Below are 18,382 nucleotides of genomic sequence, written 5' to 3' on the forward strand. Positions count from 1 at the left end.
GCTTGGTGCCCCTCCGCGCGCCCCTGCGCGCGAGCCCCTGCGCGCGAGCGCCCCTGTGCGCGAGCGGGCGAAATGCCGCACTTCGTCCCCGCCGTGTCCCGGGTATTCCGCCCGTTCGGCCGCGCTTCCGATCTCCGCCGGGGTCGCTCGCACCCGGCGCTCGGGTCCTTGCGCGAGCGGGCGAAATGTCAGGCGCGCCACGGGGGCCGGCATGGTGTTTCGCCCGCTCGTGGGCGTGGGCGTGGGCGTGGACGTGGGCGTTGGCGTGGGCGTGGATGTGGGCGTGATTGCGGGGATCGGCATCGACTTCGGCCCCGGCGTCGGCGAGCGGGTGGAATGCCCGACGAGCCAGGACGAAGCTCCGGGGTATTTCGCCCGCTCGTGGTCGGGGGACCCCGCGCGGGCAACGAAGAACGCCCCGACTCCGTGCGGAGTCGGGGCGTTCTTCTCGGGTTCGGGGAGTGACGCTCGGTGCCCTCAGTCGGGCGTTGCGTCAGAGGCGGCTCAGGCCGCCTGGAGGACGAACTGGACGTCGAGGTTGATCGTGACGTCGTTGCCCAGGGTGAAGCCGCCGGCCTCGAGCGCCGCGTTCCAGTTCACACCGAACTCGGTGCGGTCGATCTTCGTGGTCGCCTCGGCGCCGAACTTGACCTGGCCGTAGCCGTCCGTGGTGAAGCCGCCGAGCTCGGCCTTCAGGACGACCGGCTTGGTGACGCCGCGCAGGGTCAGGTCACCCGCGATGTGCAGGTCGTCGCCCTTCGCCTCGATGCTCGTGGAACGGAAGGTCAGCTGCGGGTGCTCTTCGGTGAGGAAGAAGTCGCTCGTCTTGAGGTGCTGGTCGCGCTGCTCCTGGCCGGTGTTGATCGACGCGACGTCGATGTTGGCCTCGACGGTCGACTCGAGCGGGTTCTCGGCGGTGACGACGGTGGCGTCGAACGTCTCGAACTTGCCCTTGACCTTGCTGATGGCGAGGTGGCGGACCGAGAAGGTGACCTCGGAGTGGGTGGGGTCGATCTTCCAGGTGCCGGTCTTGTAGCCGGGAACGGTGTCAGCGGTGAGCGTCATGGTGGTCCTTCTTCCGAACGAGAGTCTGCGGTGCGACGCGTTCCATGCGCCTGCATCGAGTTGATACTACGACAGTGTGCACCGTTTTGGTTGAAGCGTCAACCATTGTTCACCCAAGTGTCGCAAACCGCGTGTCGTGAGCTCCTCTGGCACCGACCTCGAGCAGCCGCCTGACGCGGTGCACGAAACGCTCGACCCCGTGATCGAGGTCGTCTGCTGTTGCTCTGACGAGCCACCAGTCGACGTCCTTCAGATGCTCGCCGCGCGTGAGGTCCTTTCGGAAGCTGGCTGGATCGGTGCGGTGCAGATCGCTCTCGTACTCGATCGCGACCCTGGCATCGGGGTAGGCGAGGTCCACACATGCGATCCACTGCCCGTCGACGACGACATCGTGGTTGAGCGCCGGTTCCGGGAGTCCGCGGCGGATGAGTGCCAGCCGTGTCCGGGTCTCTCCGGGGGACCGAGATCCCCTCCGGATCTCATCGAGCGCGAGGCGGAGCTTCACGATCCCGCGGATGCCACGTCGTCGTCGGACGGCTTGCGCGAGTTCATCGAGCGTCGTCCAGCCGAGCCACCCCACGAGTGCATCGCCCGCGACGATGAGTTCGTCGAGCGTCAGCATCGAGCCCAGCGCGACGAACGTGTCGGCCGGAGTGGTCAGTGGCACTCCTCGTGCGATCGTCGCGCGGACTGATCCGTACCGAGCCCGGTGGCCGACCGTGCCGCGAACCCGGAGCGCTTGATCGGTCCCGATCGTCGTGACGTGCAACCGCTGGTCGCGTTCGAGACGTCTGGGCAGCGGGACGCCGATGATCGCTGCGGCGGTGACGTGGCTGAACACCTGATCGGGGCGGAGCCGAGGAGCGAGCGCTCTCGCACGTTCATCCACGGACACCGGTGGGAACGCTGATCGGATGCCGTGGAACGGTCGGATGAGATCGCGAGCGTCGAGTCGGCCACGCGAAACGCCTCGGTGCAGCGCATCGCGTACTCGGAACGAAGCGTCGCGGAGTGCCATCGGGAGTCGCCGTCTTGCGGTCATCTCCACAGCGTGACGGCGAGCCGGTCTTGCGGACGTGAGTCGGGCCTCCTTTGTGGATGGCTGGCCCGCTTTCACCGCTGTGGAGGGATGGTCGCTTCCGCCAGCGGGCGAAACACCGTGCCGGCTGCCTGGCTGCACGGCGGTGTTTCGCCCGTTCGCGCGGCCCGCTCACCGACAGCTCTGGACCCGCTGTTCCGGACCCGCTGCACGGAAGCCGATGCCGGGGTCGCCCGAGGCGAGCAGGCGAGCGGGCGACATGTCCGGGTGTGCCGTCGGCGGCACTCTGGCATTTCGCCCGCGCGCGCCCAGCCCCGCGCCCCCGCCCACCCCGGCCCCGACAGGCACTCGCGGGACCCCTCACGTGCGCGCTCACTCCAGTAGCGTCGGAGCCATGGAATTCAGGTACCTGGGCAACTCCGGACTCAAGATCTCCGAGATCACCTACGGCAACTGGCTGACGCACGGCTCGCAGGTCGAGAACGACGTCGCCACCCAGTGCGTGCGGGCAGCGCTCGACGCCGGCATCACCACGTTCGACACCGCGGACACGTACGCCAACACCGCCGCCGAGACCGTCCTCGGCGAGGCGCTCAAGGGCGAGCGGCGCCAGTCCCTCGAGGTCTTCACGAAGGTCTACTGGCCGACCGGCCCGAAGGGGCACAACGACGTCGGCCTCAGCCGCAAGCACATCATGGAGTCGATCAACGGCTCGCTCGAGCGACTGCAGACCGACTACGTCGACCTCTACCAGGCACACCGCTACGACTACGAGACCCCCCTCGAAGAGACGATGCAGGCCTTCGCCGACGTCGTCCGCCAGGGCAAGGCGCTCTACATCGGCGTCAGCGAGTGGTCCGCCGAGCAGATCCGCGCCGGTGCCGCACTCGCCAAGGAGCTCGGCTTCCAGCTCATCTCGAACCAGCCGCAGTACTCGATGCTGTGGCGCGTCATCGAGGGCGAGGTCGTCCCCGCCTCGAAGCAGCTCGGCCTGTCGCAGATCGTCTGGTCGCCCATCGCGCAGGGCGTCCTGACCGGCAAGTACAAGCCGGGTCAGCCCCTGCCCGAGGGCTCGCGAGCCACGGACGAGAAGGGCGGCGCGGACATGATCAAGCGGTTCATGCGCGACGAGGTCCTCGAAGCCGTGCAGCGCCTGCAGCCCGTCGCTGACCAGGCCGGCCTCACGCTGGCGCAGCTCGCGATCGCGTGGACCCTGCAGAACGAGAACGTCGCGAGCGCCATCGTCGGCGCCTCGCGTCCGCAGCAGGTCACCGACAACGTCAAGGCCGCCGGCGTCAAGCTCGACGCGGACGCCCTCGCGGCGATCGACGAGGCACTCGGCGACATCCCGGAACGGGACGCGTCCAAGAACGTGTCCCCGTCGTCGCGCCCCGCGTAGACGCAACCGACCGACGGACGGGAGGCCCGGTGCCAGCTGGCACCGGGCCTCCCGTCCGTCGTGCCCGCCCCATGACCACCGCAGCTGACGGATCGTCAAGATGAACGGCATGTGTCGCGCATCTGGCAGGGGCCTGGCAAATCGCGTACCCCGCCCAAACCACCCGTCCGCGTCCCCCGAATCGGGGGCATGACCCGAACTCATACCCCCGTTCTGGTGTCACCCGACACCGGTGCGGTGCGGACCGTGCGCCCTGGCACGGTCCCGCGCCTGCTCGCCACCGCGAGGCAACTCGCGTCGTTCGGCACCATCGGTGCCGTCTGCTTCGTCGTCGACCTGGGCGTCTACAACCTGCTCCGCGCCACCGTCATGTCGGACGGTCCCATCGCAGCGAAGATCGTGTCGGCCATCGTGGCGACCTCGATCGCGTGGATCGGCAACCGCTTCATCACCTTCCGCGCCCAGCGCCAGACCGGCCGCCGCGAGACCGTCCGCGAGGGGTTGCTCTTCGCTGCCACGAACCTCGTCGGCCTCGGCATCGCCGCTGCCTGCCTGTTCGTCTCGCACTACGTCCTCGGCTTCACGTCCACCCTCGCCGACAACGTCGCCGGCAACGGCGTCGGCCTCGTCCTCGGCACCGCGTTCCGGTTCGCCGCGTACAAGGCCCTCGTCTTCCGGTCCACCGACACACGTCCGAAGGGGTTCCCCGAATGACCATCTCAGCCGTGTTGCTGACGGCCGCAGGGCCGCTGCTCCAGCCCGACAACGACACCGGGACGACGGGGGACGTCCCGAACCGAGGAACCACGGACGTGCCGACGGGAGGCTCGGGGCAGCTCCCACAGGCCGCCTGGTCGCTGGGCGAGTGGCTCGGCTACTCGACCCTCATCGCCCTCTCCGTGCTGCTCACGATCATCGCGTTGACCACCCTCTGGTGGATGCTGCACGCCTGGCGCTCCCGGGACGCGCTGAAGTCCACCAGCTTCAGCCAGACCCCGCGTCCGGCGACGCACCGGTTCACGCTCCTGGTGCCCGGTCGGCACGAGCAGGACGTGATGGGGCAGACGCTCGACATGCTCGCGACCCAGGACCACCCCGACTTCGAGATCATCGCGATCGTCGGGGAGGACGACCCGGAGACCGACGCCGTCGTGCGTGCTGCGGCGGCTCGGCACCCCTCCCTGATCAAGGTCGTGGTGGACGACACCCTGCCGAAGAACAAGCCGAAGGCGATGAACCTGGCGCTCCAGCACGCGACGGGTGACATCGTCGGGGTGTTCGACGCCGAGGACGAGGTCTACCCGCGGCTGCTCTCCCTCGTCGACTCGCGGTTCCAGGAGACCGACGCCGACGTGGTGCAGGGCGGCGTCCAGCTGATGAACTTCAGGTCGAGCTGGTGGTCGCTCCGGAACGTCCTGGAGTACTACTTCTGGTTCCGCTCGCGCCTGCACTTCCACGCCGGGTCCAAGTTCATCCCCCTCGGGGGCAACACCGTCTTCGTGACCCGCTCCCGCCTGGAGTGGTCGAACGGCTGGGATGCACACTGCCTCGCCGAGGACTGCGAACTCGGCGTGCGGCTCTCCGCCGACGGCGCGAAGGTCGTCGTCGCCTACAGCCCCGAGGCCGTCACCCGCGAGGAGACCCCGCCGACCTTCGCCTCGCTGCTCAAACAGCGCACGCGGTGGAACCAGGGCTTCCTGCAGGTGCTGGGCAAGGGGGAGTGGAAGAAGCTGCCGTCCTTCCGGCAGCGGTTCTTCGCCCGCTACATGCTCACGATGCCGTTCATCCAGGCGGCCACCGGGCTGCTCATCCCGCTGAGCGTCCTGATGATCCTGTTCGTCAAGGTGCCGACGGCGATCGCCCTCGTGTCGTTCGTGCCGGTGGCGCCGACGCTCATGCTGCTCGCCGTCGAGATCGTCGGGCTGAACGAGTTCGGTCGTCTGTACGGCGAGAAGGTCCGGTTCCGCGACTACGTGCGGCTCGTGCTCGGCCTGGTGCCGTACCAGGTGTTCCTCGCCGCCGCGGCGGTCCGGGCAGTCGTCCGGCACGCCAAGGGCCAGAACGGGTGGGAGAAGACCGAGCACACCGGCCAGCACCGCACCGGACAGGTGGTCGGCTTCGCCTCGGACCTGGACGGATCGGGCGCAGCGTCGTCCGCGGGCGCCGGATCGGGCGCAGCGTCGTCCGCGGGCGCAGCGTCGTCCGATCGTGCGTTCGCCGGCACCACCACGGGAGGCACCCGATGACCGCCAGCATCACCGACACCACGGGCATCCCGATCCGTGGTGGCACCACCGCGCACCGGGCCGGCGTCGGGGCGTGGTTCCGCCGGCACGCGGCCAGCCTGACGTGGTTGCTGCCCGTCGTCGCGGTGACCGTGCTCGTCCAGGCCTGGAACATGTCGGGCACACCGCAGCGCATCGACGACGAGGGGACCTACACCGCACAGGCGTGGGCGATCACGAACCTCGGCGAGCTCACCCACTACACGTACTGGTACGACCACCCGCCGCTCGGATGGATCCAGATCGCCGGGTACACCGGGTTGACCGGGGCGTTCGCGCGGTACCCCTTCGCGGTGGAGGCCGGGCGCGAGGCCATGGTGTTCTTCTCCGCTGTCTCGAGCATCCTGCTGTTCGTCCTGGCCCGACGTCTCGGTGCCGGACGGATCACGGCGGCCGCGGCCGGACTCGTCTTCGCGCTGTCACCGCTCGCGCTGCAGTACCACCGCACCGTGTACATCGACAACGTCGCGACGCCCTGGCTGCTCGCCGCGTTCGTCCTCGTGCTGAGCCGTCGCCAGCAGCTCGCCGGGTTCGCCGGTGCCGCTGCCTGCCTCGGCATCGCCGTGCTGTCCAAGGAGACCTACCTGCTCGCACTGCCGTTCCTGATCTGGATGGCCGTGCGTCGCGCCGACAAGAGCACCCGCCGGTACACGCTCAGCGTCGCCGGGGCCGTGCTCGTGCTGATCGGCGGCGGGTACCTGCTGCTCGCCGCGGTGAAGGGCGAACTCGTGCCGGGCAACGGGCGAGTCAGCCTGTGGGAGGGCGTCACCTACCAGCTCGGGTCGCGGACCGCTTCCGGATCCGTGTTCGACGGGGGCAGCCTGGCGAACGAGGCGGCCGCGCAGTGGTGGGCACTCGACCCGGTGTTCATCGTGCTCGGCTCGGTCGCGGCCGTCGTCGGGCTGTTCCTGCGACGGGTCCGACCGATCGCCGCGATGCTCGTGTTCCTGCTCGCGGTGATGTTCCGGCCGAACGGGTACCTGCCGGTGCCCTACGTCATCATGCTCATCCCGTTCGCAGCGCTCCTCGTCGCGTACACCGTCGAGCGTGCCGTCCTGACGATCGCCGGTCGGGTCCACACCCGGGGCCGGTTCGGCCCGAGGGCACGGCGCGGCCTCGGCATCACCTGGGCCGTCGTCGCGGCTGCGGCCCTCGTCGTCGCGGTGCCGCTGTGGGGGACACAGCTGCGGGGCTTCCTGCTGGGCAACCTCGACCTGCCCATGCAGCAGGCCGAGCAGTGGGTGGGCGACAACGTGCCGAAGTCCTCGCGTCTGCTGGTCGACGACGCCATGTGGGTCGACCTCGTGGACGACGGCTTCGCCCGGAACAACGTCGTCTGGTACTACAAGCTCGACACCGACGGAGCAGTGGAACGGCAGTCCCCGAACGGCTGGAAGGACTCGGACTACGTCATCACGACGGACTCCATGCGCACCGGCGGCAACTCGTCCACCGACGTCCGACAGGCGATCGAGAACTCCACGGCCGTCGCGACCTTCGGCACCGGTGACCAGCAGGTCGAGGTCCGCCGGATCCATGCCGAGGGAGCCAGCGCCGCCGAGACGGCGATCACCCGGGCCACCGACGTCCGGAAGACCCTGGGAACCGAGCTCGCGTCGAACCCGGCCCTGCGTGCGGACGACGGCACGAAGTCGCAGTTCCGTGCCGGACAGGTCGACTCGCGGGCGATGATCGCGCTCGGACAGGTGCTCGCCGACCAGGACGTGCGGGTCGACCGGTTCACCCCGCGCACCGGGGAGACCGGCCAGCCGTTCCGCACCGTCGTCCTGCACACGAGCGACGACGCGTCGGCAGCACGGGTCGCTCGGACCTTCGACGCCATGTCCCAGGCGTTCCGGCCGGACTCGGTCGAGCGTGAGGGAGCACGGCTCACGGTGACGTACACCCCGGCCGACCCGACGACGACCGCGACGAGCGCCTCGTGACCCCTGATCGCTCGGCCGCGCCGGGGCTGGAGCTGGTGCTGGTGCTGGGCGAGCGGGCGAAATGCCCGGAGGGCTCCGGCACGCACCCCGGCATTCCACCCGCTCGACGGATCGGCCGCGGAACCGCTCCCCGCGAACACGTCGGGGCGGAACGCCCGCTGGACGAGCGGGCGAAATGCCCGGGGGACTCCGGCGCACACCCTGGCATTCCGCCCGCTCGCGCGGCGGCCCGGATGACAACCCCACGAACCACACCTCGACACGACGACCGCACGCCAACCGCACCTCGACCCGAAGGAGCCCCATCATGACCGCACGCACCACGAACCGCCGCCGCACCGTCGTCATCGGAGCGCTCGCCGCCACACTCGTCGCCGCGACCGTCGGGCTCGCCGCCCCCCAGACCGCTTCCGCCGCGACCGCCGACCAGGGCTGGCTCCGCGTCGGACACCTGTCGCCGGACACGAAGGGCGTCGACGTCGAACTGTCCAGCCTCGCCGGGGGGAAGACCGTCTTCGAACTCGACGACGTCACCTACGGCCAGGTCAGCCCGTACGAGAAGCTGCCGGTCGGCACCTACGTCCTGTCGATGCGCGCCGCCGACGCGCCGGGTTCCACCCCGGTCATCTCCACCGACGTCACCGTGCAGAAGGGCGACGCCAGCACCGTCGTCGCCTACGGCAAGAACGACGGGCTGAAGACGACCGCGTTCACCGACGACCTGCAGCAGCCCGGCGACGGCAAGGCGAAGCTCCGGCTCGTGCAGGCCGCCACCACCGCGAAGCGCGTCGACGTGCAGACCTCCGACGGCACCCCGATCGCCGAGGATGCCACCTTCGGCACCGCCACCAAGTACGCAACGGTCGACGCCGGCAAGTGGTCGCTCGACGTCTCCGGCAGCGGCCAGCGGGGCACCGCGAAGGTCGACCTCGCCGGCAACACCGTCTCGACCCTGTTCGTCCTCGACGACAGCAAGGGCAACCTGACGGTCGTGCCCGTGACGGACGCCGCCGCGACCGCCGCCACCCCGTCCGGCGGGGTGCAGACCGGCGGTGGCGGCACAGCCGCTGACCGTCCGGTGACCGAGACGGTCCACGCGGCCGTCGCGATGCTCCGCTCGCTGTTCCGCTGACGCCCCGGACTGGAGGCGCGGATCACGTGCGCTGCACGGCCCACGCGATCCGCGCCTCCTCTTCGACCCCCCCCCCCACCATCCCCGGAGAGGCAGGCCAGCATGACCCGCAGGACCTGGATACCGGTCGCCGCCGCGGCGGCCGTCATCGTCGCCATCGTCGTCGCGATCGTCGCGGTCCGCCCCTGGTCGTCGAGCACCACGACCGCCGCTCGCGGCACGGCGACCCCGACCTCGACCACCGCGCCCGACGCGGCGCGCTCGCCGCGGCAGCTGCGGTCGGCGTTCCTGGACCGCTACGTCGAGGACGGTCGCGTCGTCCGCACCGACCAGGGTGGTGACACCGTCAGCGAGGGGCAGGCGTACGGCTTGCTCATCGCCTACGCGAACGACGACCGTGCGCGCTTCGACGCGATCTGGGAGTGGACGAGGGACCACCTGCTCACCGACGACGACCTGCTGGCGTGGCGGTGGACGTCCGACGAGGGCGTCGCCGACGAGCAGTCCGCGAGCGACGCCGACCTCGACGCCGCCCGGGCCCTCGTGCTCGCGGGGAAGGCCTGGGACGACGACCGGTACACCGCCGCGGGGAAGCGCATCGCGGCGGCGATCCTCGAGCACGAGACGGCCCGGACGGACCTCGGCACGATCCTGCTGCCCGGACCGTGGGCGGATCAGGAGCCCTACCGGTACAACGCCTCGTACGCCTCGCCCGTGGCCTTCTCGGTGCTGGCGGACGCCACCGGGGACGACCGCTGGAACGCGCTGAACCGGGGTTCGCGCGCCGTGACGGCCGCCGTGCTGGACGCCTCCGACCTGCCCAGCGACTGGTCCCAGGTCCACGCCGACGGATCGGTGGACCCGATGCCGCCCGTCGGTGGGGACGGGCGCGTGCTCTACGGGTACGACGCGATGCGGACGCCGCTCCGGTACGCCGAGGCGTGTTCGGCGCCCGACCGGGAGCTCGCGGCGGCCCTCGCGCCCACGCTCGGACGGACGACGCGGCTCGCCTCGCAGCTCGACCTCGGTGGCACCCCGGTGACGCAGGACACGAACGCGCTGGCCTACACCGCGCGGGCCGCTGCCGAGCAGGCCGCGGGTTCCTCCCGTGCGGCTGCCGACGACCTCGAGCGGGCCGCCCGGACGGCGGCGACCACACCGACCTACTACGGAGACGCCTGGCTGGCCCTCGGTTCGACGATGCTGACCTCCGACGTGCTCGGGGGCTGTGCCAGCGACGTCGGAGCCGGCTCGTGAGCGGCCGTCGGAGCGCCGGGCGCGTCTCGGCCGTCCGGCGCCGAGGCGTGGTCATCGGTGCCGTGGTCGCCGCCGTCGTGGTGGTCGGGGGCGTGGCCGGGGTGGCGGTCGCGTCGACGGTGGGCGGCGGCGCGGGGGAGCGTGCCGCGTCGTCGGCGTCGGCGTCCCCGTCGCAGTCGTCCTCGTCGCAGTCGTCTTCTTCGTCGTCCTCGGGTTCCGGCACCGACGGGTTCCAGGACCCGGCCGCACCCGAGGCCCGCTCGACGGCCACCCCGGTCAGCGTGTCGATCCCGGCCATCGGCGTGCGATCCTCGCTCGAGGACCTCCACCGCGGCGCTGCCGGAGAACTCGACCCGCCCGTCGACTGGGACAGCGCGGGCTGGTTCAGCGACGGGATCGTCCCCGGCGAGGTCGGCCCCGCCGTCATCGCCGGTCACGTCGACAGCCCCACGAGCGCCGCGGTGTTCTTCCGGCTCGACGAACTGGTCGCCGGCGACGAGGTCCACGTCCGGATGTCCGACGGCAGCACCCGCACCTTCACCGTCGACCGTTCCGAACGCGCCGCCAAGTCGGCGTTCCCGACGAGCGACGTCTACGGCCCCACCCCTACTCCGCAACTCCGACTCATCACCTGCGACGGCACGTTCGACACCGCCACCGGGCACTACACGGACAATCTGATCGTGTTCGCAGACCTCTCGTCGGATTGACCCACCAAGCCAGCGATACATTCGACTGCGAGCACGAGGAGCACCATGAGCGAGACCCTGGTCATCATCCCGACCTACGACGAAGCCGAGAACGTCCGGCCGATCGTCGAGCGCACGTTGGCAGCGACCGACGACTCCGTGCACGTGCTCGTCGTCGACGACAACTCACCGGACGGCACCGGCGACATCGCGGACGCCATCGCCCGCGAGACCGATCGGGTGCACGTCATGCACCGCACCGTCAAGGACGGCCTGGGGGGCGCGTACCTGTCCGGCTTCGCGTGGGGCCTGGAACACGGCTACGCCAAGCTCGTCGAGATGGACGCCGACGGCTCCCACCACCCCGAGTACCTGCCGTGGATGCTCGAGCTCGCGGACTCGAACGACCTGGTGCTCGGCTCCCGGTGGATCAAGGGCGGCAAGGTCGAGAACTGGCCCTGGTACCGCCTCCTGCTCTCGCGCGGTGGCAACCTCTACACGCGTCTCGCCCTGGGCATCGCGGTGCGCGACGCCACCGGCGGGTTCCGGGTCTTCACGTCGCGGGCGTTCGAGCGGATCGACCTCGCCGGTGTGGCGTCGAAGGGGTACTGCTTCCAGGTGGACCTGTGCTGGCGTGCCCTCGAGGCGGGTCTACGGGTCGTGGAGACGCCGATCACCTTCACCGAGCGGGAGTTCGGCGTCTCGAAGATGAGCGGCAACATCGTGCGCGAGAGCCTGGCGCTCGTGACGAAGTGGGGCATCGACCGCCGGATCCGCGAGACCCGGTCCCTGCTCAAGGACCACCGCAAGCTGCCCTCGGTGCGGAAGAACGCGCACGCGGTCTCCGACCACGCCGGCTGAGGCTGCGGACACACGAACGCACGAACGGCGACGGACCCAGGGGTTCGTCGCCGTTCGTGCGTGCGGAGCTGCGGCTCGCGGTTGGCTCGCGCAGCACGCGGTCGGTTAGCGCAGCACGACCACGCCGCGGCCGCGGAACCGGACGACGCCGGCATCAACCTCGGTCGCGCCGAAGCCGTAGAGCTCCTCGCCCACGGCATCGGGCACCGGGACCTCGGCTGCGTCGTCGGCGAAGTTCACCACGACGTGCACCGGCGCCACGTCGGGGCCGAGCAGCCCGCGGGTGAGCACCAGCCAACGCCGGTCCTCGCTGAAGCGGACGGCGTTCGCCTCGTAGCGGTGGTCGACGAACGCCTGGTCGGTGCGCCGCAGGGCGATGAGCACCCGGTAGGCACGCAGGATCGCCGCACCGCGCTCCGAGCTGACGTCGGCCCAGTCGAGCTTGGAGTTGGTGAACGTCGTCGGGTCCTGCGGGTCCGGCACCGCTGACTCGTCCCACCCGTGCTCAGCGAACTCGGCGATGCGCCCCTCGGCGGTGGCCTTGCCGAGCTCGGGCTCCGGGTGCGAGGTGAAGAACTGCCACGGTGTCGAGGCCGCGAACTCCTCGCCCATGAACAGCATCGGCGTGAACGGCCCGAGCAGCGTCAGAGCCGCGGCGATCACGAGCCCCTCGTCGTCGAGCGTCGCGGCGAGCCGGTCGCCGGCGGCGCGGTTGCCGATCTGGTCGTGGTTCTGGTTCGCGACGACCAGGGCCGTCGCGGGGGAGGTCCCGCGGTCGATCGGCCGGCCGTGCCGCTTGCCGCGGAACGACGACCAGGTGCCGTCGTGGAAGAAGCCGTCCTCGAGCACCTTCGCCAGCGCCGACAGCGGAGCGAAGTCGGCGTAGTAGCCGTTCGTCTCGCCGGTGAGCGCCACGTGCACGGCGTGGTGGAAGTCGTCCGACCACTGCCCGGCGAGGCCGTACCCGGCGGCCTCGCGCGGCCGGAACATCACCGGGTCGTTGAGGTCGGACTCCGCGATGAGCGACAGCGGACGCCCGATGAACGACGAGTAGGCGTCGGTCTCGTCGGCCATCGAGGCCAGCACGTGCGGGCGGGTGGTGTCGCGGATCGCGTGCACGGCGTCGAGCCGGAGCCCGTCGACGTGGTGGTCGCGGAACCACATGCGCACGTTGTCGAGCACGTACCGGCGGACCTCGGGGTGCTCGACGTTCACCGAGTCACCCCAGGTGTTGCCGAGCCCGGCCAGCAGGTACGGGCCGTACAGCGGCAGGTAGTTGCCGCTCGGTCCGAGGTGGTTGTAGACGACGTCCTGGATGACCCCGAGCCCCAGCGCGTGCGCCGTGTCGACGAACCGGTCGTAGGCGTCGGGGCCGCCGTACGGGGCGTGCACGGAGAACCAGCCGACCCCGTCGTAGCCCCAGTTCCAGTCGCCGTTGACGGCGTTGACGGGGAGCAGCTCGACGAACTCGACCCCGAGCTCGACCAGGTGGTCCAGCTTCTGGGCGGCGGCGTCGAGCGTGCCCTCGGGTGTGTAGGTGCCGACGTGCATCTCGTAGATCACGGCGCCGCGGGCCGGGCGTCCGGTCCACGACTCGTCGGTCCACGCGAACCGTGCGGGGTCGACGACCTCGGACGGGCCGTGCACGCCCTCGGGCTGGTAGCGGCTGCGCGGGTCCGGTCGGACCGCGTCGTCGTCGCCGATGCGGAACCCGTACCGTGCGCCGACGACCGGCATCACGGCGTCGGTGGACCACCAGTCGTCGTCGCCCTTGGTGAGCGGGTACTCGACGTCGTCGACGACGAGCCGGACCCGGTCCGGCTCGGGCGCCCAGACGGCGTAACGGTCAGGTGCGGTCATGCGTGACCCTCCAGGATGTCGATCTCGGCCTGCGCGTCGGTCTCGGTGGCGTCCGGCGTGCGGCCGGCGGCGGGCCGGGAGGCACCGCTCGCGCCGGACACGGCGGTCACCGCGTCGGCGTGGCCGGCTGCACCGACCGCGTCGGTGGGCACGAGGAGCGCGACCGGGTAGGTGGTGAGCAGGTCGGCCAGCGCGATCCCGCGGTCGGCGGGGACGCGTCGGCCGGTGAGCAGGTCGATGCGCTCGACGGGGACGGCGTGCACCAGCGTGTCGCCCCAACCGCCGACCCGGTCGAGGCCGATCGGCAGACGCGTCGCGATCGTCACGGCACCGCCGCGGTCGAACGCGATGACGTGGTCGGCCGCGCTGCCGGTGGCCTCGAGCTCCAGGTACCGGGTGAACAGCTCCGGGCGGTCCCGACGGATGCGCAGTGCGCGGGTCGTGACCAGGAGCTTCGCGGCACCGTCGATTCCGATGGTCGGCAGGTCCTCGGGGCCGTCGTCGTCCGGGCCGTCGAGCTCGGCGAGCACGTGACGCCGCTCGGCGTAGTCGACCGGACGACGGTTGTCGGGGTCGACGAGCGAGCGGTCCCAGAACTCGGTGCCCTGGTAGACGTCGGGGACGCCCGGGGCGGTGAGCTGGACGAGCTTCTGGGCGAGACCGTTCGACCACCCGGCGGCGTCGATCTGCTCGTCGAGGGCGTCGAGCACGGCGACCACGTCCGGGTCGTCGAACGCGGCGTCGACGATCGCGTGCATCTTCTGCTCGAACGCCTCGTCGGGCTCGGTCCAGGTGGTGCTGTCACCGGCTTCGCGGGAGGCCTTCTCGGCGTACGCGTGCAGACGCTCACGGCTGGCGGGCCGGGCGCCGACGATCGCCTGCCAGAGCAGGTCGGCGAACACGCGGTCCTGCAACGGCACGAGCGACTGCAGACGCTCGAGCGTGGCGGCCCACTCGTCGCCGAGCTCGGCCAGCACGGCGATGCGGGCGCGGGTGTCCTCGCTGCGCTTCGTGTCGTGCGTGGTGAGCGTCGTCATGGTGTGCGGCCAGCTGCCGAGCCGTTCGCGCTGGGCCCGGTGGAAGTCCGCGACCGAGACCGCGAAGACGCTCGGGTCACCGCCGACCTCGCTCAGGGACGACAGGCGCGAGGTGCGGTAGAACGCCGTGTCCTCGACACCCTTCGCCATCACCATGCCGCTGGTCTGCTGCAGTCGGACCGCCGCGGCGTCCGTCGGGTCGACGAGTGCCGGTGCGATCCGGTCGATGACGTCGTCGAGGTCCGGGCGGGCCTCGACGGCGCGCTCGAGCGCGGTGATGAGGTGGTGGGCGCCCTCGGGCAGGTACGTGCGGTACACGTCGAACGAGGCGACGATCTCGGCGACCGCGTCGACGATCCGCTCGTGCGTGATCGTCTCCGTCACGGCGCTCGGTGCGAGCAGGCGTGCGAGCCGCTCGACCTCGCTGCCGAGGATGCCGTCCGCGATGCCCCGTCGGGTGTCGTGCGTGAGCTGCTGCCAGTCGGTCGGTTCGGCGCCCGACGCCGCGGTCAGCGCCTGCTCGCCCGCGGGGTCGACGAACACGCGGTCGAGCACCCCGAGGGCGTCGTACCCGGTGGTGCCGTCGACCGGCCACGAACTGGGCAGCTGCTCGCCCGGCTCGAGGATCTTCTCGACGAGGGTGTAGGCCCCACCGGTCAGCTCCGCCAGGTCCTGCAGGTAGCCCGCCGGGTCGTACAGCCCGTCCGGGTGGTCGATGCGCAGGCCGTCGACGAGTCCGTCGCGGAACCAGGCGCCGATGACCCCGTGCGAGGCCGCGAAGACCTCGGGCTCCTCGACGCGGATCGCCGCGAGGGTGTTCACCGCGAAGAACCGGCGGTAGTTCAGGTCGTGGTCGGCGCGCTTCCAGTGCACGAACGCGTAGTGCTGGCGGTCGTGCACGGTCTCGACGGTGTCGCCGTCGTGCACCGTTCCGGGGGCGGTGGGGTAGGCGGTCTCGCCGACGCGGAGCACCGGACGCTCGGCGTCGGACGTGTCGAGCGTGACGGCGTCGAGCAGCCGGTCGTCGAGCACGGGGACGCGGAGCTTGCCGTCGCCGGCTTCCCAGTCCACGTCGAAGGCCCAGGCCACGGGGGAGCCCTGCCCGAGTTCGAGCAGGGACCACCACCACGGGTTCGACTCGGGGGTCGCGACGCCGACGTGGTTCGGCACCACGTCGACGATGACCCCGAGGCCGACGGCGTGCGCGGCCTCGGCCAACGCCCGCATCGCCTGGTCGCCGCCGCGGTCGGTGTCGACCCGCGTGTGGTCGACCACGTCGTAGCCGTGGTTCGACCCGGACTCGGCCTGCAGCACCGGCGACAGGTACAGCCAGTCGGCGCCGAGGTCGTGCACGTAGTCGACCAGGTCGCGTGCGGCATCGAGGTCGAAGTCGGCCGAGACCTGCAGCCGGTAGGTCGACGCGGGGACGCGGTTCGCGGCGCCGGGCGTTCCGGCGGTCATCGGGCGGTTCCGCTCGGTGCGGTGGAACCGGCCGGGTTCACCGGTGTGACGGCGTCCTGCGGGGCGTCCGGTGCGGGGGCGCCGTCCTGCTCGGCGTCGACCGGGGTGCTGGTGACCTCGTGGTCGGGCTCAGCACGCAGCACGATCATCGACCGGGCGGGGACGTCGAGCGGGGTACCCGCGTCGAGCACCTCGTCGCGGGCGCCGGGGTCGGCGGTGTCGATCCGGACGGTCCAGCCGGGGGAGTACTCCTCGGGCGGGAGCGTGAAGGTCACGACGTCGTCGTGGGCGTTGAAGTACGTGATGAAGCCGACGTCGGTGACGCGCTCACCACGGGCGTCGCGTCCGCGGATGCCCTCGCCGTTCAGGTACATGCCGACGCTCTTGCCGAAGCCGGAGTCCCAGTCCTCGGGGTCCATCGCGTCGCCCGAGGGGGTCAGCCACACCACGTCGGGCAGCGGCTCGCCCTCGCCACGTCGGACCGGACGACCGTTGAAGTACCGGGTCCGGCGGAACGTGGGGTGGTCGTGCCGCAGCTTCACCACGTCGGCGGTGAACTGGATGAGGTCCTCGTCCGCGCTGTCCCAGTCGATCCAGCTGAGCTCGGAGTCCTGCGCGTAGACGTTGTTGTTGCCGGACTGCGACCGGCCGAGCTCGTCGCCGTGCGCGATCATCGGCACACCCTGGCTCAGGAGCAGGGTCGCCAGGAAGTTCCGGCGACGCTGCAGCCGCAGGGCGTTCACGGCCTCGTCGTCGGTCGGGCCCTCGGCCCCGGAGTTCCACGACCGGTTGTGGCTCTCGCCGTCGTTGTTGTCCTCGCCGTTGGCTTCGTTGTGCTTCTCGTTGTAGGCCACCAGGTCGTACAGCGTGAAGCCGTCGTGCGCGGTGATGAAGTTGATGCTCGCCTTGGGCGTGCGGCCGTCGTGCTCGTACAGGTCGGCCGAGCCGGAGATCCGCGAGGCGAACTCACCGAGCGTCGACGACTCACCGCGCCAGAAGTCACGGACGGTGTCGCGGTACTTGCCGTTCCACTCGGACCACTGGGGCGGGAAGTTGCCGACCTGGTAGCCACCGGGGCCGACGTCCCACGGCTCGGCGATGAGCTTGACCTGCGACACGATCGGGTCCTGCTGCACCAGTTCGAAGAAGGCCGACAGCCGGTCGACCTCGTAGAACTCGCGGGCCAGCGCCGAGGCGAGGTCGAAGCGGAACCCGTCGACGTGCATCTCGGTCACCCAGTAGCGGAGCGAGTCGAGGATGAGCTGCAGCGAGTGCGGGTGCCCGACGTTGAGCGAGTTCCCCGTGCCCGTGTAGTCCATGTAGAACTTCTTGTCGTCGTCGACCAGGCGGTAGTAGGCCGCGTTGTCGATGCCGCGGAACGACAGCGTCGGGCCGAGGTGGTTGCCCTCGGCGGTGTGGTTGTAGACGACGTCGAGGACGACCTCGATGCCGGCGCGGTGCAGCTCGCGCACCATCGTCTTGAACTCCTGGACCTGCTGGCCCTGGTCGCCCGACGACGAGTACGCCGAGTGCGGCGCGAAGAAGCCGATGGTGTTGTAGCCCCAGTAGTTCGACAGCCCCTTGTCCTGCAGGGTCGAGTCGTTCACGAACTGGTGCACCGGCATGAGCTCGAGCGTGGTGATGCCGAGGCGCTGCAGGTGCTCGATGACCGCCGGGTGGGCGACGCCGGCGTAGGTGCCGCGCTGCTCTTCCGGCACGTCCGGGTGGGTCTCGGTGAGCCCCTTGACGTGTGCTTCGTAGATGACGGTCTCGCCGTACGGCGTGCGCGGCGGACGGTCCCCCTGCCAGTCGAAGAAGGGGTTGATCACGACGCCCTTCATCATGTGCGACGCGGAGTCCTCGTCGTTGGTCGAGTCCGGGTCGCCGAACGTGTACGAGAAGAGCGACTGGTCCCAGTCGATCTCGCCGCTGGTCGCCTTGGCGTACGGGTCGAGCAGGAGCTTCGACGGGTTGCAGCGCGCGCCGGAGTCCGGGTCGTACGGGCCGTGCACGCGGAAGCCGTACTGCTGACCGGGGCCGATGTTGGGGAGGTACGCGTGCCAGACGTAGGCGTCCACCTCGAGCAGGCGGACGCATTCTTCGTTGCCGTCGGAATCGAACAGACAGAGTTCGACGCGCTCGGCGACCTCGGAGAACAGCGCGAAGTTCGTGCCGCTCCCGTCGTAGGTCGCCCCGAGCGGGTACGGGTTTCCGGGCCAGGTGTGCAAACGGTCCTCCAGGTGTGGGTGCGGCCAACATATCGGCGGCGCTCGTCCGCGTCCGCAGACAAGCCCCAGCTGTGGATGCCCACGGCGCCCCGCGGCCTGTGGAGGAACGGACGAGTAGCGTCG

Annotated in this window: 13 protein-coding genes; 8 read left to right on the forward strand and 5 right to left on the reverse strand. The window is 70.6% G+C overall.

The genetic code is table 11. The features are described from left to right. Positions 1-504: 504 nt before the first annotated feature. Together BIU89_RS11275 and BIU89_RS18115 are read right to left on the reverse strand one after the other, a co-directional pair. The gene (locus BIU89_RS11275) at positions 505-1,065 is read right to left on the reverse strand and encodes a YceI family protein (protein ID WP_027464630.1); all 561 of its coding nucleotides are present in this window, start codon (positions 1,063-1,065) and stop codon (positions 505-507) included. Positions 1,066-1,174: 109 nt separating this feature from the next. Next, positions 1,175-1,960: a hypothetical protein gene (locus tag BIU89_RS18115; RefSeq protein ID WP_217642825.1), complete on the reverse strand. Its 786-nt coding sequence runs from the start codon at positions 1,958-1,960 to the stop codon at positions 1,175-1,177. 538 nt (positions 1,961-2,498) lie between these two features. On the opposite strand from BIU89_RS18115, the gene BIU89_RS11290 reads away from it, so the two are divergent. The 8 genes from BIU89_RS11290 to BIU89_RS11325 all read left to right on the forward strand — a co-directional run bounded on the left by BIU89_RS11290 (position 2,499) and on the right by BIU89_RS11325 (position 11,673). Beyond that, positions 2,499-3,503 carry an aldo/keto reductase family protein gene (locus BIU89_RS11290; RefSeq protein ID WP_027464631.1) on the forward strand — a complete coding sequence of 335 codons (1,005 nt, stop codon included), beginning with the start codon at positions 2,499-2,501 and terminating at the stop codon, positions 3,501-3,503. 216 nt (positions 3,504-3,719) lie between these two features. Continuing rightward, complete coding sequence (locus BIU89_RS11295) at positions 3,720-4,217, forward strand: GtrA family protein (RefSeq protein WP_254791604.1); 498 nt, start codon at positions 3,720-3,722, stop codon at positions 4,215-4,217. After that, positions 4,214-5,749, forward strand: a complete 1,536-nt coding sequence (locus BIU89_RS11300) for a glycosyltransferase (RefSeq protein ID WP_083404321.1) — start codon at positions 4,214-4,216, stop codon at positions 5,747-5,749. Before BIU89_RS11295 ends, BIU89_RS11300 begins: the two co-directional genes overlap by 4 nt. Then, a complete protein-coding gene (locus tag BIU89_RS11305; protein ID WP_071246609.1) occupies positions 5,746-7,734 on the forward strand; it encodes an ArnT family glycosyltransferase in 1,989 nt (662 codons plus the stop codon). Before BIU89_RS11300 ends, BIU89_RS11305 begins: the two co-directional genes overlap by 4 nt. Positions 7,735-8,041: 307 nt before the next feature. Beyond that, positions 8,042-8,866, forward strand: a complete 825-nt coding sequence (locus tag BIU89_RS11310) for a DUF4397 domain-containing protein (protein ID WP_071246610.1) — start codon at positions 8,042-8,044, stop codon at positions 8,864-8,866. 102 nt (positions 8,867-8,968) lie between these two features. Beyond that, positions 8,969-10,123 carry a glycosyl hydrolase family 8 gene (locus BIU89_RS11315; RefSeq protein WP_071246612.1) on the forward strand — a complete coding sequence of 385 codons (1,155 nt, stop codon included), beginning with the start codon at positions 8,969-8,971 and terminating at the stop codon, positions 10,121-10,123. After that, positions 10,120-10,833: a class F sortase gene (locus BIU89_RS11320; RefSeq protein WP_083404323.1), complete on the forward strand. Its 714-nt coding sequence runs from the start codon at positions 10,120-10,122 to the stop codon at positions 10,831-10,833. The genes BIU89_RS11315 and BIU89_RS11320 overlap by 4 nt, the downstream gene beginning before the upstream one ends. A 45-nt stretch (positions 10,834-10,878) precedes the next feature. Next, positions 10,879-11,673 carry a polyprenol monophosphomannose synthase gene (locus BIU89_RS11325; protein WP_035807608.1) on the forward strand — a complete coding sequence of 265 codons (795 nt, stop codon included), beginning with the start codon at positions 10,879-10,881 and terminating at the stop codon, positions 11,671-11,673. A gap of 105 nt (positions 11,674-11,778) precedes the next feature. Here BIU89_RS11325 and treZ read toward each other — a convergent pair whose 3' ends face one another. From treZ to glgX, 3 genes are read right to left on the reverse strand one after another with little or no spacing between them, the layout of a single operon-like run. Next, positions 11,779-13,533, reverse strand: coding sequence for a malto-oligosyltrehalose trehalohydrolase (gene treZ, locus BIU89_RS11330; protein WP_071246616.1), 1,755 nt, complete (start codon positions 13,531-13,533; stop codon positions 11,779-11,781). Beyond that, positions 13,530-16,031 carry a malto-oligosyltrehalose synthase gene (gene treY / locus BIU89_RS11335; RefSeq protein ID WP_071246618.1) on the reverse strand — a complete coding sequence of 834 codons (2,502 nt, stop codon included), beginning with the start codon at positions 16,029-16,031 and terminating at the stop codon, positions 13,530-13,532. Before treY ends, treZ begins: the two co-directional genes overlap by 4 nt. Beyond that, positions 16,028-18,259, reverse strand: coding sequence for a glycogen debranching protein GlgX (gene glgX, locus BIU89_RS11340; protein WP_071246620.1), 2,232 nt, complete (start codon positions 18,257-18,259; stop codon positions 16,028-16,030). The genes treY and glgX overlap by 4 nt, the downstream gene beginning before the upstream one ends. Positions 18,260-18,382 lie beyond the last annotated feature (123 nt).

The sequence above is a fragment of the Curtobacterium sp. MCBA15_005 genome (assembly GCF_001864855.1).
GTDB classification, from domain to species: domain Bacteria; phylum Actinomycetota; class Actinomycetes; order Actinomycetales; family Microbacteriaceae; genus Curtobacterium; species Curtobacterium flaccumfaciens.

Excerpts from the sequence above, each read along its gene's own strand:
- BIU89_RS11275 (WP_027464630.1), bottom strand. The coding sequence starts at position 1,065 with ATGACGCTCACCGCTGACACCGTTCCCGGCTACAAGACCGGCACCTGG.
- BIU89_RS11290 (WP_027464631.1), top strand. The coding sequence starts at position 2,499 with ATGGAATTCAGGTACCTGGGCAACTCCGGACTCAAGATCTCCGAGATC.
- BIU89_RS11300 (WP_083404321.1), top strand. The coding sequence starts at position 4,214 with ATGACCATCTCAGCCGTGTTGCTGACGGCCGCAGGGCCGCTGCTCCAG.
- BIU89_RS11305 (WP_071246609.1), top strand. The coding sequence starts at position 5,746 with ATGACCGCCAGCATCACCGACACCACGGGCATCCCGATCCGTGGTGGC.
- BIU89_RS11310 (WP_071246610.1), top strand. The coding sequence starts at position 8,042 with ATGACCGCACGCACCACGAACCGCCGCCGCACCGTCGTCATCGGAGCG.
- BIU89_RS11315 (WP_071246612.1), top strand. The coding sequence starts at position 8,969 with ATGACCCGCAGGACCTGGATACCGGTCGCCGCCGCGGCGGCCGTCATC.
- BIU89_RS11325 (WP_035807608.1), top strand. The coding sequence starts at position 10,879 with ATGAGCGAGACCCTGGTCATCATCCCGACCTACGACGAAGCCGAGAAC.
- treZ (WP_071246616.1), bottom strand. The coding sequence starts at position 13,533 with ATGACCGCACCTGACCGTTACGCCGTCTGGGCGCCCGAGCCGGACCGG.
- treY (WP_071246618.1), bottom strand. The coding sequence starts at position 16,031 with ATGACCGCCGGAACGCCCGGCGCCGCGAACCGCGTCCCCGCGTCGACC.